This window comes from Alteromonas sp. 1_MG-2023 (assembly GCF_030547075.1).
Lineage (GTDB): Bacteria > Pseudomonadota > Gammaproteobacteria > Enterobacterales > Alteromonadaceae > Alteromonas.
This window is the reverse complement of record NZ_JAUOQH010000006.1, coordinates 187,586-202,071: the sequence shown is the minus strand read 5'-3', so window position 1 is coordinate 202,071 and position 14,486 is coordinate 187,586. Positions and strand designations below refer to the sequence as shown.

At 43.7% G+C, this 14,486-nt stretch carries 15 protein-coding genes, 1 tRNA gene and 1 riboswitch; of the genes, 15 read left to right on the top strand and 1 reads right to left on the bottom strand.

All coding sequences use genetic code 11. The features are described 5' to 3' along the window. Genes Q4561_RS08955 through Q4561_RS08935 form a run of 5 tightly spaced genes read left to right on the top strand, consistent with a single transcriptional unit; the run spans position 1 to position 4,176 of the window. A complete protein-coding gene (locus Q4561_RS08955; RefSeq protein WP_303459356.1) occupies positions 1–1,359 on the top strand; it encodes a MotA/TolQ/ExbB proton channel family protein in 1,359 nt (452 codons plus the stop codon). Between the two features lies 1 nt (position 1,360). Then, a complete protein-coding gene (locus tag Q4561_RS08950) occupies positions 1,361–1,885 on the top strand; it encodes a MotA/TolQ/ExbB proton channel family protein (RefSeq protein WP_303459355.1) in 525 nt (174 codons plus the stop codon). Positions 1,886–1,896: 11 nt separating this feature from the next. Beyond that, entirely contained in the window at positions 1,897–2,295 is a 399-nt protein-coding gene (locus tag Q4561_RS08945; protein ID WP_303459353.1) for a biopolymer transporter ExbD, read from the top strand. Between the two features lies 1 nt (position 2,296). Continuing rightward, on the top strand, positions 2,297–2,908 hold the full coding sequence (locus Q4561_RS08940) for an energy transducer TonB (RefSeq protein WP_303459350.1): 612 nt from the start codon (positions 2,297–2,299) through the stop codon (positions 2,906–2,908). 2 nt (positions 2,909–2,910) lie between these two features. Beyond that, a complete protein-coding gene (locus Q4561_RS08935) occupies positions 2,911–4,176 on the top strand; it encodes a lipopolysaccharide assembly protein LapB (RefSeq protein WP_303459347.1) in 1,266 nt (421 codons plus the stop codon). A 133-nt stretch (positions 4,177–4,309) separates the two neighbouring features. Here Q4561_RS08935 and Q4561_RS08930 read toward each other — a convergent pair whose 3' ends face one another. Next, positions 4,310–6,763, bottom strand: a complete 2,454-nt coding sequence (locus Q4561_RS08930) for a GNAT family N-acetyltransferase (RefSeq protein WP_303459345.1) — start codon at positions 6,761–6,763, stop codon at positions 4,310–4,312. A gap of 68 nt (positions 6,764–6,831) precedes the next feature. On the opposite strand from Q4561_RS08930, the gene Q4561_RS08925 reads away from it, so the two are divergent. The 10 genes from Q4561_RS08925 to Q4561_RS08880 all read left to right on the top strand — a co-directional run bounded on the left by Q4561_RS08925 (position 6,832) and on the right by Q4561_RS08880 (position 14,304). Then, a complete protein-coding gene (locus Q4561_RS08925; protein ID WP_303459342.1) occupies positions 6,832–7,260 on the top strand; it encodes an acyl-CoA thioesterase in 429 nt (142 codons plus the stop codon). A gap of 104 nt (positions 7,261–7,364) precedes the next feature. Beyond that, positions 7,365–7,475, top strand: a riboswitch (TPP riboswitch). 55 nt (positions 7,476–7,530) lie between these two features. Then, a complete protein-coding gene (locus tag Q4561_RS08920) occupies positions 7,531–9,609 on the top strand; it encodes a TonB-dependent receptor (RefSeq protein ID WP_303459340.1) in 2,079 nt (692 codons plus the stop codon). A 9-nt stretch (positions 9,610–9,618) separates the two neighbouring features. Then, positions 9,619–9,897 carry a YkoF family thiamine/hydroxymethylpyrimidine-binding protein gene (locus Q4561_RS08915; RefSeq protein WP_303459338.1) on the top strand — a complete coding sequence of 93 codons (279 nt, stop codon included), beginning with the start codon at positions 9,619–9,621 and terminating at the stop codon, positions 9,895–9,897. Further along, positions 9,894–10,538 (top strand): nicotinamide riboside transporter PnuC, encoded by a 645-nt coding sequence (gene pnuC / locus Q4561_RS08910; RefSeq protein ID WP_303459336.1) that lies wholly within the window; start codon positions 9,894–9,896, stop codon positions 10,536–10,538. Before Q4561_RS08915 ends, pnuC begins: the two co-directional genes overlap by 4 nt. Continuing rightward, on the top strand, positions 10,495–11,274 hold the full coding sequence (locus Q4561_RS08905) for a phosphotransferase (protein ID WP_303459333.1): 780 nt from the start codon (positions 10,495–10,497) through the stop codon (positions 11,272–11,274). The genes pnuC and Q4561_RS08905 overlap by 44 nt, the downstream gene beginning before the upstream one ends. A gap of 127 nt (positions 11,275–11,401) precedes the next feature. Next, positions 11,402–11,478, top strand: a tRNA-Trp gene (locus Q4561_RS08900). Between the two features lie 168 nt (positions 11,479–11,646). Continuing rightward, complete coding sequence (locus Q4561_RS08895) at positions 11,647–12,300, top strand: hypothetical protein (protein ID WP_303459331.1); 654 nt, start codon at positions 11,647–11,649, stop codon at positions 12,298–12,300. A 32-nt stretch (positions 12,301–12,332) separates the two neighbouring features. Then, complete coding sequence (gene rimI, locus Q4561_RS08890) at positions 12,333–12,782, top strand: ribosomal protein S18-alanine N-acetyltransferase (RefSeq protein WP_303459330.1); 450 nt, start codon at positions 12,333–12,335, stop codon at positions 12,780–12,782. A 122-nt stretch (positions 12,783–12,904) separates the two neighbouring features. After that, positions 12,905–13,204 (top strand): 2OG-Fe(II) oxygenase, encoded by a 300-nt coding sequence (locus Q4561_RS08885; RefSeq protein WP_303459329.1) that lies wholly within the window; start codon positions 12,905–12,907, stop codon positions 13,202–13,204. A gap of 173 nt (positions 13,205–13,377) precedes the next feature. Beyond that, positions 13,378–14,304 (top strand): DMT family transporter, encoded by a 927-nt coding sequence (locus Q4561_RS08880; protein ID WP_303459327.1) that lies wholly within the window; start codon positions 13,378–13,380, stop codon positions 14,302–14,304. The last annotated feature ends 182 nt before the right edge of the window (positions 14,305–14,486 follow it).

Genomic DNA, 14,486 nt, shown 5'->3' with positions numbered 1-14,486 from the left:
ATGAAACCAGTATTCAAATCTCTTTTAACCGCTGCCACTCTAGCGGTTGTAGCAACCGGAGCTCAGGCTCAGGAAGCAAAGAGCCTTAAAGAACTTCTAGACCAAGTTCAGGATAACCGTGTTTCTGAAACACGTATCAACAAACAGCGTGAAGCAGAGTTCCAATCTGCTCGTGCAGACAAGCAAGCGCTTCTTCGTAAAGCAGAATCTGAATTGAAAGCTGAACAAGGTCGTGGCGACCGTCTTCAACAACAATTCTCTGATAACGAAGTAACGCTTAACGAAAAAGCCGCTGAGCTAGATCAGGCAACTGGTACGCTTGGTGAGATGTTCGGTGTGGTTCGTCAAGCCTCTTCTGAAGCTTACGGCCGTGTTGCTACATCAATCGTTAGTGCTCAGTTCCCAGGCCGTGGTGAATTTCTAGCGCAAATGTCAGAAGATTCTAAAGGTCTTCCTAACATTCAAGAACTAGAAGACCTATGGTTTGCACTACAGAAAGAAATGACTGAAGGTGGCGAAACGGTTCGTTTCACAACTGAAGTTGTTAACCTTGACGGCGGTTCTTCACAGCAAGAAGTTGTTCGTATTGGTACTTTCAATATTGTAGGCGCAGATGGCTACCTAACGTATGATGCTGAAAATGAAATTGTTCAGCCTCTAGGTCGCCAACCAGACGGTCGTTTTGTAAGTTCTGCTGACGATTTGATCTCTGCGACTTCAGGTCTAGTTCCTTTTTATGCTGACCCATCTCAAGGTGCAATCCTTGGTTTGTTGAAGCAAAAAGCAACAATGTCTGAGCGTTATCATGCAGGTGGTGTAGTAGGTTACACAATCACTGTAATGTTAGTGATTGGTCTACTTATCGGTCTTTACAAGCTTATTACTTTAACAGTAGTTGCTGGTAAAATGCGTTCACAGCTTAAAAATCCAGGTAACCCTTCAGATGGCAACCCTCTAGGTCGTATCTTGAAAGTTTACAAAGAAAACAAAACTGCCGACGCTGAAAACTTAGAGCTTAAACTTGATGAAGCTATCTTACGTGAACTTCCACGTATCGAAAGTGGCATCAACACTATTAAGATCTTTGCTGCAATAGCTCCTCTACTAGGTCTACTAGGTACTGTACTAGGTATGATCGCAACGTTCCAAACAATCACATTGTTCGGTACAGGCGACCCTCGTATGATGGCTGGCAGTATCTCAATGGCTCTTGTAACTACGGCTCAAGGTATTATCGCGGCATTGCCACTGATTCTTACTCACAGCATCGTAGCTTCGCGTAGCAAATCAATCATCCACATTCTTGATGAGCAAACTGCGGGTATCGTAGCAGCTCATTCAGAGTCGGAGAGAGTGTAGAATGAATTACCTGATTGGATTATTTGAATCGGTCAGGGATTTTATCGCTACCGGCGGTGACGTGCTTTATTTCGTTGCTGCCGCGCTCTTTCTCATGTGGGTTTTAATGATTGAGCGTTATTGGTATTTAACCTCGGTCTTCCCAACGGTGAAGAAAAACATCATCAAAAATTGGGATGCCCGAGCAGATACCACATCTTGGTATGCGCATAGAATCCGTGACGCGTGGATTTCTCAAGCGTCAGATGATCTGAACGCTAGAATGCTGATTATTCGCACCATTATTGCAATGTGTCCGTTAATCGGGCTACTGGGAACAGTAACCGGTATGATCGGTGTTTTCGAGACGATGGCGACACAAGGCACCAGTAATGCACGCTTAATGGCATCTGGTATCTCAATGGCAACAATCCCGACTATGGCGGGAATGGTAGCCGCGCTTTCTGGACTGTTTATCAGTTCTCGTCTTGAAGCGAAAGTGAAGCTGGCACGCGAAGGGTTAGTTGATAGCCTGCCACATCATTAGAGAGAGATATTATGGCTCGAAAAGTCAGAACCGAGGAAGAAGACGCACAGATTGACATGACACCCATGTTGGACATCGTGTTTATCATGCTTATCTTCTTTATCGTTACCACTGTTTTCGTAAAAGAAGCAGGGATTGAAGTTAATAAGCCCGACGCGAGCCAGGCGGTTCTTCACAAGAACGCGAACATTTTCATAGCGGTAACAGAAGATGGGAGCGTTTGGTTAGATAAACGTGAAGTAGCGCCGGACAGCGTTAGAGCGAATATTGAACGACTGCTTACCGAGCAGCCAACTGACTATGTAATCATTCAGGCTGATGTTAAAGCTAAGCATGGTTTAGTAGTAGAAATAATGGACCAGGTTAAAGCTGCAGGCGTTAATCGTGTCTCGGTAGCGGCGAGGGGTTAAGATGTTACGTATAATTGTATCTATATTGTTAGGTGCTGGTGTTGCATTTGCCCTGTTCGTACTTATGGCTAAGTTGATTGAAAACTCAGCCAGACCGGCAGACGAAGTACCTGAAGCACCGGTAATCGATATTGTGATGCAGGAACCAGACGACCAGACGCAAACGCGTCAACGTGTTCCGCCTCCGCCTCCACCTCCGCCTCAACAGCCTCCTAAAATGGAACTTGTTGAGCCAGAAGCAGCTGAACCGGATGCAGACGGCTTTAGCCTAGCAATCCCAGCTATTGATACTGGTGGTGTTGGTGTAAACATTGGTGGTGTTGGCGCTATGCAGCGCGATGGTGACGCTACTCCAATTGTTCGTATCGATCCAAAATATCCGCCTGATGCAGCCCGTGATGGCCGTGAAGGTTGGGTAAGATTGTCTTTTACTATCAATGAAATTGGTGGTGTTGACGATATCGAAGTAATTGAAGCTGAACCTAAGCGTGTATTCGACCGTGAGGCACGACGTGCATTACGTAAGTGGAAATACAAGCCTAAGATTGTTGACGGCAAAGCTGTTAAGCAGCCAGGCATGTTCGTACAGCTAGACTTTAAACTGGAGCAATGATCATGATGAAACGTACATTCAAAATGTCAGCATTCGCTTTAGTGCTTGGTGCCGGTGCAGTATTTTCTGCACCAGCAGCACTTGCACAGTCTTCGCCTGTTATGTGCCCTGGGTACGAAAAAGCTAAAACAACCTTGGTTGGCGAGCGTACTGGTAAGAAAGTTCAAAAAGCATTTGAGTTTTACAACGAAGATCAAGTTGATGAAGCGTTAAACATTTTATATGACATTGACCCTTCTGAAGACTTCGACGCAGCGTACGTAAACCGCTTTATTGGTAACTTACTAGCTGCACAAGAAGGCAAAGGCTCTAAAGCACTTGGTTATTTAACCAAGTCTGTAGAACCAAAAGTATTGAACGATCTTGAGCATGCTCAAACACTTAAATTATTAGGTGATTTGAATATGCAAGAGAACAAATATACTGATGCGATTAAATGGTACAAAGCCTGGATGGACTTTACTTGTAAAGAAGATGCAGACGTATATACCCGTTTAGCGCAGGCTTATTATGAAGCAGGCCAATTAGATAAGATGATTGAGCCAGCGGACAGAGCAATTGCTTTGTATGATGAGCCAAACAAAAACCCTTATGTGTTGAAGCTAACATCTTACTACGAACGTAAAATGTTTCCTCAAACAGTGGCCGTTGCTGAAGAGCTGGTTCGCTATTTCCCTGAGGAACCACGTTGGTGGACTCAACTTGGTTTCTTCTACCTTTCAGTAGAAGATTTCAAGAAAGGTTTGTCTACGTTCGAGATGGCTTACATTCAAGGCTACCTTAAAAAAGAAAACGAGATTAAAACGTTATCTCAGTTGTTCCAAACCAATGACATGCCTTATAAAGCTGCTCAAATTTTGGAAAAACACGTTAAATCTGGTTTGCTGGAAGATGATGCTGATATGCTAGCGAGTATTGCTAACGCTTATCATCAGGCTAAAAACTACGACAGGGCTGCTAAGCTTTATGCACAAGCAGCTGCGAAGAGTTCTGATCCTGAGCATTACAGAAAGCAAGGTACTTTGTTGTTAGTTTCTGAAGATTACAAAGGCGCGATTAAAGCATTGAACAATGCCTTAGAACGCGGCGTTGATAGTCCTGAAAAAGTTCACTTCACTCTTATGGAAGCGAACTTCTACGCAGGCGATTTCAGAGCAGCTTACAAGCACGTACAAGAAGCGAAGAAAGATCGCTCACTACGTCGTAATGCAGCGGCTTGGGAGCCTTACATTAAAGAGAAGGCTAAAAACCGCGGTATTAACATATAGTTGTTGTATCGATATACACTAGAAAAGCCTCCATTTGGAGGCTTTTTTTTTGAGTTTTTTATGTGAATTTTGACTGGATTTTGGGTTTTGAATTTTTAGCAGCGTGCCGTCTTAGATAGCGCTCTATTTATGCTCAAACTAAAGAAAGCATGTAATTTACTTTGCTTCTTAGGGCCTTCACTAGCGCTTTATTACCATTAGCCCTCAAGAAACTTATAAGTTCATTGGTGGGCAGGGGATTGGTGCTTAGTAAAGATACAAGCTCAAAAGATACGGTCTCATCTAATTGGTTTTTAGCTGCTCCAGCTAACGGTACCTCTGCGGTCTCATTTAGTTCGACCTTAGACAAAAGCATTTCTTCAGCGGACTTATACGGTTTTTCAGGGTAATCAAGAGGTTTTGTAGGGCAAAGTAGTAACTGCGCAGCGAGTGAGTTTATGGCAAGTGACACTTGATTTAAAGGGCGAGTGCCAGTGACAAACTGGTTCAACTTAATACTTAATATGCGTTGTATGGAAGTAGGTAGTAAGTTCAACGGAACAATGTCATCTTGTTGGGATAATGCGAACATACCAACAAGCACTTCAAAGGTGTTCCTATACCGGTTAGAAATTGGATGTACCACTAAGGCACTTGTTTCTCCACTCGCTTTATTTGGTTTTTGTCCCATATCGACTAACGTGAATTGGCACTGTTGCCAAAACCCATCCAGCCGAGAAGACCTGCCATAAGAACTTATAAGCGCATCGATATTTTCCTGCGCTCCACACTGCCTTATAACATTGATAAGTGCAGTGCCTAGGCCTTTGCCCTGCATATGGGGCGCAACGGCTATACGGTTAATTCGCCAATAATGTAATACGGCTGTTTCTGGATTCGCGGTTATCAGCGTTAGCCTTTGTGCGCCTAAATGACCTTTAGGCCTACGTGCGCCATTCGCAATATGGTGTTTTAAGTCATCAAGAGCATTTCCGCCTTCGATATTGATTATTGCGGCGGCAACCAAGCACTGGTTGTCCCACTGACAGAAAAGCTTGATGTCAGGGCTGTCACAAATTCGCATGAAGTCATCAGGACTGGTTTGGTAATGCGCTGTAGCTAGCAGTTGCATTACGCAGTGCAATTCGTAGTCGGTTAACGTTGATACAGCACTAACCTTGTATCTGTCGTTATCAAGCCTATGGCTTGAACCTTCAATCACGGCGAACTCTTCAAATAAAAAAAGTTTGTGCAGCAATTGCTCTAGTTTATCGTTTTGAACCCAGCGCAGGCTTGTTGTCAGCGAAAGGGGTATAGCACCGTCGCTAATAAACCTAGGTAGCATGCGTTGAAGAAATCCTTGCCCGCTGCCTTCGTAACCTTGCAGTGTTGTACTTACCAACCAATTATCATGGGCACCAATAAGCTTTTTTAATACGGGTAATGGAAACGATGCCGCTTCATCAATAATCAGTAGGTCGCAGTGGTCACTTAATAATGCAGGATTATCTGAGGCCATCCACTTAATACTTTCATAGCTTGCTGTTCTATTATGCAAAGCCTTTTCACGAGATTGCTCTTTATGAAAACCCTCTTCATCAAAACTCGCTTGATACGACGCCTTGCTATCAGAACGCTCACCGTAATCAAGCCCAAGCCCAAGCTCAAGCGAAACCTCATTGCTATCTTTCAATCCAGTAACAGGAGCATTAGCGTGTTTAAACAAAGTATCTGTATTTTCACGAATGGCGCTGGTAACAAATATGGTTTCGCCTTTGATTAGCCTTGATGCAGCGAACAGTCCAACAAGGGCTGATTTTCCTCTACCCCTTGCTGCAGTAATAACTGCCTTGCGCTTTCCTTGGCTCCAATTAATAGTAAGCTGGTTGAAAGCCTCTTGTTGTTCAAGTGACCTAAATTGTGATGTTCCACTTTCTTTGGCAACAGCGGGAGCATTCTCGGCAAACGAGTTATCTAGATGACTTCGCGAAGGGCTATCAATATAATTTTGCGAGGGGCTATCTACATTACTTCGCGAAAGGCCTTCTATATAAATTGGCGAAGGGCTTTTTAAATTCTTTGGCTCTGGAGCTAGCCTTTCATCAGGCTTTTGACTTTGAATTTGAGTAGGGCTAGCAAAAGGCACATAACAGTCCTCTTTACCCCATATCGCCACGTCTTTGTCTGCTTTCAATAGTCTTACAAGCCGTTTGATATAAAGGCTGTGTGCGGCTGAATAGCCATGGGAAAGGTGGGTAGGGCGTGCTTGTTGTTCCCATGTACTCAAAGGGGGGCTGCATAATATAAGACATCCTCCCCAGCGAATGGTGCCAGCTACAGCCATCAAATTTCCAGGGTTAAAGGCTTTATGTGCATGTACAATCGCGATATCACATTCACTGCCTAACACATGCTTGCGGTTAAGGGTGTTCTCATTGCCTATTTCTTTAATGCTAAGTGTAGCGTTAGCATGGGCTAAAATTGCGTTTAAACCTTCACGCACCCACGAAAATTCACCGGTAACTACCAGTAGATGTCTATGGTTCAAATGTCGTGTTTGCGAGTAAATGGAGTTAAACAACCATTCAGTTAATTCTGGTGGCGCCATAGGTGTGAATTTTCGATATAATTAGGACTTTCTGTGCTTATAGTAACTACTTATCTAAAGGAATTCGAATGCGCTTTCTTTCTCGGCGTCTAGTGATGCCAAACGACTTAAATTATGCCAACTCTTTATTTGGCGGCCGCGCGCTTGAGTGGATTGATGAAGAGGCTGCTATTTGGGCCATTTGCCAATTAGAAACCAATTGTTTGGTAACTAAGCATATAGGTGAAATTAGCTTTGAGTCACCTGCTTTGCAAGGTGACATCGTGGAATTTGGTTTAGAGACCAAAGCCGTTGGCAGAACCTCTATTACGGTAAGTTGTTTAGTACGTAATAAAGCCACCAAGAAAACCATCTGTTTTGCGGATGATATCGTCTTCGTTAAAGTTGATACCGACTCTCGTCAACCGGCGGCGCATGGTAAGACCTTAGAAGCTCTTGTAGCTCAAACCAATGAAGAAGTACGTAAGCTAAATTTAGAACTTGAAGAGCTTAAGTAATATCGAATACTGTGTTTACCGTTACGTTAAGTTAACCGTTTAATATCTTGACGGTTTTGGCGTAACTGGTAGACTCTTCGCTGTGTTCGCTATTTATGCTGAGCGCATTTACCAAGGGGTGTCCAAGGTATTGGACTGAGATTCACACCATCATTGTGAGAACCCTTACACCTGATCCGGATAATGCCGGCGTAGGGATGGTTGACCACATAGTCTTATCACCTGCCGTACACCCGGATCCTTTTTCTTAAAAAAAGAATAAGAGATCCCATGTTAAAACCAGTTTTCAGTCTTTCTTTAATTGCTGCATCCCTTTGCGTTAATGCGCAAACGACTCAACAAGAACCACAGCTTGAAGATGTCGAGCGTATAGTCGTTAGCGGCGACTTCCGCGCTACTGTATTAGACCAGCTAAGTGCCAGTGCCACTATCATGGGCGCAGAGCGCTTAAGCAGCCGTCAGCCTACCCATATCGACAGTGTGCTTAACAGTGTACCCAACGTAAACTTTGCAGCGGGCGCGTCTCGTGGGCGTTTCGTTCAAATTCGCGGTATCGGCGAGCGTAGTCAATTTGTAGAGCCTATTAACCCGTCTGTTAGCTTTATTGTGGATGAATTTGATTTCTCAGGTTTAGCGGCAGCAGGGCTGATATTTGATACCCAGCAATTAGAAGTGTATCGCGGTCCTCAAGCCACCTTATTTGGTTCTGGCGCATTGGCCGGGGCAGTGAAGCTTTCTAGCAATGCAGTTGGTTCAGATGGCCCTGATTACGTTGAATTTAGAGCGGGCAATAAAGACAGTTATCGAGTGGAAGCGGCTACCGGCAACGATATCAATAAGGACTGGGGTTATCGCGTTGCACTTATGCATAATCGCAGCGATGGGTTTGTTGAAAACACCTTCCTTGATAAAGATGATACGAATAATCTAGATGAAACTGCTGCGCGCATTAGTGTTGCAGGGAACATTGATGAAAGAAGCACCTTAGCACTGACTTATCGTTGGTATGATATCGACAACGGCTACGACGCGTTTTCGCTAGACAACGACAATAAAACCTTATCTGATGAACCTGGTTTTGATAATCATCAAACCCATGCAGTAAGTGCAAGAGCCACTACTTCTACCAATGGCGGTGACTTTATCCTTATCGCTACCCACGCCTCCCACAATATTGGCTATGGATATGACGAAGATTGGACCTATGAAGGTTTCCATCCTTTTGGCTATACCTCCTTCGACGCTTATTTTCGCGAAGTAGATACGCAAACCGCTGAAGTTCGCTTTGTATCATCGGATAGCGCTGCATTATTTAACGGGGCGACGTCGTGGACACTAGGCGCTTTTTACAAAACCAGCGAAGAAGATTTATTACGTGAATACACCTATGCATCAGGTGATTTTACCAGTGTGTATGAGCCCACGACTAAAGCGGTATACGTGCAAACCGAATCCACATTGACCGATAGACTTACCCTAGTGGCTGGGTTACGTATTGAAAACTATGGTTTTGACTATTCTGACAACAATGGCCTTCAAAGTAGTCATGATACAACCATGACCGGCGGTAAAGTAGCATTGCAATATACCGGTGGAACTCACTTTTACTACGCTAGTATTTCTCGCGGTTACAAAGGGGCTGGATATAACCCTGATGAGCGGGTATCTGATGAGCAACGATTCTTTGATGAAGAGTATAACTGGAACTACGAGCTTGGTGTAAAAGGGCCTTTGTTCATCCCTGAACTTACCATGCGAGCTGCTCTGTTCTATATGGACCGCGATGATACTCAGGTAAGTAATTTCGATGTTCAGATTCGAGAAGATGGTACCCCAGATTTTATCGATATTATCGACAATGCTGATATAGGCACAAACCAAGGTGCTGAACTAGAATTAAGTTGGCAGATAGTTCCAAACTGGAACATCAACGCCAGTGTGGGCTACTTAGATGCTACATTTGAAGGCTACACCTTAACCGATGGTACTGTGATAGATAAGCAGCGCCAAGCACAAGCGCCTGAATATACGGCAAACCTATTCAGTGAATTATCGGTGACCGACAACGTACTTTGGCGTATAGACGTAGATTACAAAGATAGCTACCGCTTCTCTGATAGCCATGATGTAGAAGCCCCTTCTACCACCTTGGTAAACAGTGAGTTGGTATGGTTTGCTGATAAATGGCAAACCAGTCTGTGGGTAAAAAATGCCTTCGACAAAGAATACTATACGAGAGGGTTTGGCGGGTTCAGCAATGATCCTCGCGACGAATATGCGTTTGCAGAACCTTACTATCAATTAGGCAACGGACGTCAGTATGGCGTTACGGTTAAATATCAATTCTAGGAGTACACTATGCAAGTTATGGTTGAGCTTTCGTTGTACCCTTTGGTGGGTGATTACATTGAGCCTATTCAGCAATTTATAGACCGCCTTAATAGTTATGGCAATATTGGCGTTTTAACTACATCTACTAGCACGCAAGTATCGGGTGATTACGGCCATGTTTTGTCTATTTTGGGCAAAGAAATGCAACGTACACATGAAGAAGTTGGGCAGGCCATTTTTGTGGCGAAGTTTCTGAATTACGATGTGATGCAGGCGAACAAGCAAACCAGAAAACCTGAAGCATGAGAGCATTTTTGAACGACTTTTTATCGCAGATAGCGGCTACGTCAATGCTTGAATGGATAGCAGTTGTACTTGCCATTGCCTATGTATTTCTTGCGGCTAAGCAGAACAGCTGGTGTTGGCTTTGCGCCTTCGCCAGCACCGCTGTTTATACGTGGCTTTTTTGGCAAGTCACGCTTCCATTTCAGTCGATGCTGAATTTTTTCTATATGATAATGGCAGGCTATGGTTACTATCAATGGTCTAAAGGTGGTGGTGAAGGTACAGATAAACCGGTACGTTCATGGCCGTTATGGATACACCTTACCATAGTGCCGGTGCTTCTGTGCTGTGCGTGGGGGTTGTCACAGTTAGTCACGTCTCAATTTAATAGTGAACATTTGCTACTTGATGCGAGTATTCATTTACTAAGTATCGTGACCACCTTTATGGTGGCACATAAAGTACTGCAAAACTGGATATATTGGTTTTTTATTAATTTGGCATCAGCCTTTTTATACTTCCAAGTTGGGATGGCATTATCAGCATGCTTATTCCTTGGATATGTAGGCTTCTCAATTTTTGGGTATCTACAATGGCAAGCGCAATGGAACAAGCAAGATGAATCCGGAAACTATCATCCCGCTCTTGAAAGAAGCACTTAATTTATCTGATTCAGCCACGGTGGAGCGTCACCCAGCAGGCCTAGTTAACCAGGTATATCATCTTAAAGATGAGGGCAGAGGCTTTGCTGTTAAGTGGGTTGGTGAAGATGAATTCAGTGGTATAGACCGGTTCCACCAGTTTGTATTACAAGAGCAACTTGCTGAGCGAGGCATTGCGCCCAAACCAGTTTGGCTAAGCGACGATGAGTTAGTATGGGTGGAAGAGTGGGAGGATGATACCGATCCTCATCCAAATATTCGTTCCCCTGAAGCGTTAGCATCGGTACTCGCCCGTGTTCATGGAATACCTATTACCGCCAGACCACTCAATCTATTTTCTCGTTGGTTGCACTATATGCACTCCGCTGGATTGAAAGAAGGCGATGCACTTTTCGACAACGCCATTCAACTACGAGCAAGTTTAGTGAAAAGTGAGGGCAATACAGAAGACTATGTGCTGTGTCACAACGACCTACTCGCCCATCATGTAGTAAGAGACTCAACGCCTTTTATTGTTGACTGGGAATACTCAGCCATGGGTAATCGCTATTTCGACATAGCAGGGTGCGCAAAAATTAACGGTTTTAGTGAAGCGCAGACACAAGCACTAGCCTTGGCCTACGCTGAAGAGGTAGGTAAGGATGTTGAGGAAGTATTAATGCAAGTTAAGCATCATATGGAAATAGTCTGCGTAACGAACGATTTATGGCAGGCTGCGCTTGATGCTAACAAGTAAAACCAAAGCTTAAACCCAGGTTTTGTGTGTTTTCACAGCGCTTTGTTTGTTTAATAAGCGGAAGTGCATAAGGTAGTAGAAAAATGCTTTACCTTTTAAATGTCATCCGTATAATGCACAGCGCGCTAGGGGTGTAGTTCGAATTGGTAGAACAGCGGTCTCCAAAACCGATGGTTGGGGGTTCGAGTCCCTCCACCCCTGCCACTTTCCCTTCTTGTTTTATGAATTCATTAATTCTCTTTTATATCATCAATTTCTCTTTTTTATATTCAATTATCTAACGCTAAATTTAGCGTGTAGGCTATTCTACATCTGCCATTTTTATTCACCTTGCTATACAATAATAAGTCATTAAATCAGCTTGGATGTTTTATGTTGCTTTCTACTTTTCAGCGTGCCGTGTTGCAAGAAATGGGGATCCCCGTTTGGGTGAACCAATCATCGCTGCAAGATGAAGCATCTGAAACGATGGCGACGGATAGTGCGACCAGCCCAACAGGAGCGGGCCGTGTAGCTAGTGGTAATACTTACAACATTAATACTAACGCCCCTTCGGCATCTATGCCTTCTAACGAAGAAAAGCAAAGCCGGTTAGCACAACTTCGGGCGCAAGTTTCATCAGATTCGTCAAAGCCTGCTAGCCAAGCCTTTAGCCAAAACAAGCCCGCTGGTCAGAACAAGCCCGATTCATCTTCAGCGCCTTCAGTTAGCATGGAGCAAAATCCTTCCGCTAGCGCTCAAGCTCCAGCACAACAAGTAACAGAACCCCAAGAGCAAGCTCCAGCGTTAGTGGCATTAACACAAGTGCAGCGCCTACAAGGTAAGCAGTGGCTGCAGGATTTAGACGTTGCGTTAGCACATTTAACTCTAACGTTAACCAGCAGCCAAGTTAGAATTGGTGAAGCATTAGTCGTAACAAACAGTGAAATTGTTTTACCTACTGCACCTCATTTACTCACGGCTTCAATACAAAAGCAGCTTTGGAAAATGCTATGTGCGCACACTAACAATCCAAGTTTGTCTTAAACGCCTTTATTACCTTAAATTGGTCGTCTATTTTGAATATCCAGTTAGTTTCAAACACTCATATTGAGGGCGCATTAATACAAGCGTACCGTATTCACGAAGCGTCTCAGTACAAGCCTTGGTCGTATAGCACGTTTATTGATTGCACCAATTCTCCTTATTTTGGCGTGCTTGCCATAAAAGATGTCCAAGTAGTTGGGTACGCATTAGTTCTTGAAGTGGTTGATGAAGCTACCTTAATGGATATTGCGGTAGACAAGCGTTGCCGCCAAGAAGGGATAGGGCGGGCGTTAGTGGAGTACGTAAAACAACACGCTCATCACAACAAAATGACATCAATGTGGTTAGAAGTTCGGGCAAGCAATGTGGGGGCAATAAGCCTTTACGAAAATACTGGCTTTGAGCATATTGAAGTAAGAAAAAACTATTATCAAACCGCTAATGGCAAAGAACACGCTAAAATAATGAAGGCTTCGCTTTAGCCTAAACATCCAATCGCACAAGTTATACTTTCTTGATCTACGTTCTTGCTATCTGTCTGCCGCTGTTTTTTGAGATAATACTCTCAATATTTAATCTGTTAGAAATTAACTAAAGAGGATGAATGGCGAAGGTTATTAATCGCGAGATCATGCGATTTAAACGGTTTGCAATTAATTTGGTGACCTATCCTGAAGGGCATCGAGTAATGAGGCATAACGACCCTGTTAGCGAAGGAAAATACTATAAATTTAATGTGGTATTAAAGCGGCCGGAAGTAGGTGGGGTGTTTTGTGCCGACAAGGTTATTTTTAACCTTTTTAATCGTGTGTATTTCTTCAGACCCGATTTATACAGTCATAGTGTCACGCCCATTCAACAGGGGCAGCGTAAGCTTTTATCGGTAGCTATACTTTTACCGTAGCCATAGCTTTAAATGCTTTTGCCTTCATGCGCGATAAGGCACCTAATTATGTCGTTAAGGCTTATTTTCTGTTCAATGTAATTCCCGTATATTGCGCGCCTCAGTAAGATTTCACTTGCTGTGCTTATTTTTTATGAAATTGCCCATGCTTTTTCATTTTACAGGTATCTACTATGTCTTCTGCGTCGCCAGCTCCGTCCGTTCAAGCCAAGGGCATTAAAATGCTGTTTGCTTCAGTGTTATGTTTAGGCTTAAGTTGGCCCGCTATGAAGCTAGGTTTAGATACCGTGAGTGCGTATTGGATGGTAGCGCTTAGGCTATTATTTGCCTTGCCTGTAATTGCTTTATTTGTATTTATCACCAAAAAACGCTTTCCTACGTTTTCACGCCCCGACCGCGCAGTTATCTTTACGGTAGCCGTTGTGCAGTTCATTGGCTCAATGGGGTTAATTACGGTTTGCTTACAATATATTCCTGCCGGAACTGCCAGCATTTTAATCTATACCACGCCATTGTGGATGCTAGTAATTGATACCTTATGGTATCGACAGCGGCCTACTGCAAAACGTTTATTACTTACCAGCATATCCACACTAGGTGTGGCAATGATCTTGTTTGCATCTGGTCAGCCTGGTGCTTGGTTACCTTTGTTTGGCATGCTATTAGCTTCGGGGTTGTGGGCAGTATCGATAAGGCGTGTTTCATTTCATCAATGGCATGGCAGTGTTATCGATGCGGTATTCTGGCAATTCACTATAGCAGGTGTGGTGATGTTAGCGATTGCATTTGGCCTAGATGGAGTACCTAATTTTGCTGAATACGGATGGCGAGGTTGGTTGTCACTATCTTACATTGGGCCAATTGCTACTGGCTTAGGTTTTGGTCTTATGGTGTCTGCTGGGCCTAAGCTTCCCCCTGAGCGCATAGTACTTATTAGCACCCTTACGCCTATCATAGGTTACGTAAGCTCGGTAATATTACTAGGTGAATCCTTATTGCCTATGGTTATTGTTGGCGCAACGGTTATGCTTGCGGCGCTTACGCTTAACGCACTTCCAAAGCGCGCACTTAAAAAGCTGACAAAGCGGTTTACAGGGTAAGGCCTATCAGTACTATAACTATCATCTCTTGTATTAACTCTATCTTCAGCAATGAAATGACGAAGTTACCCTTCAAGCAGTATTTAGCTGTGAGTTATCAGAAAAACGTCAGCAGAGCGTGTTTTTAGCTGCCACAAATGTATAATAAGCAGCATTTTTATACTCCCTCAATGCTTTCCACT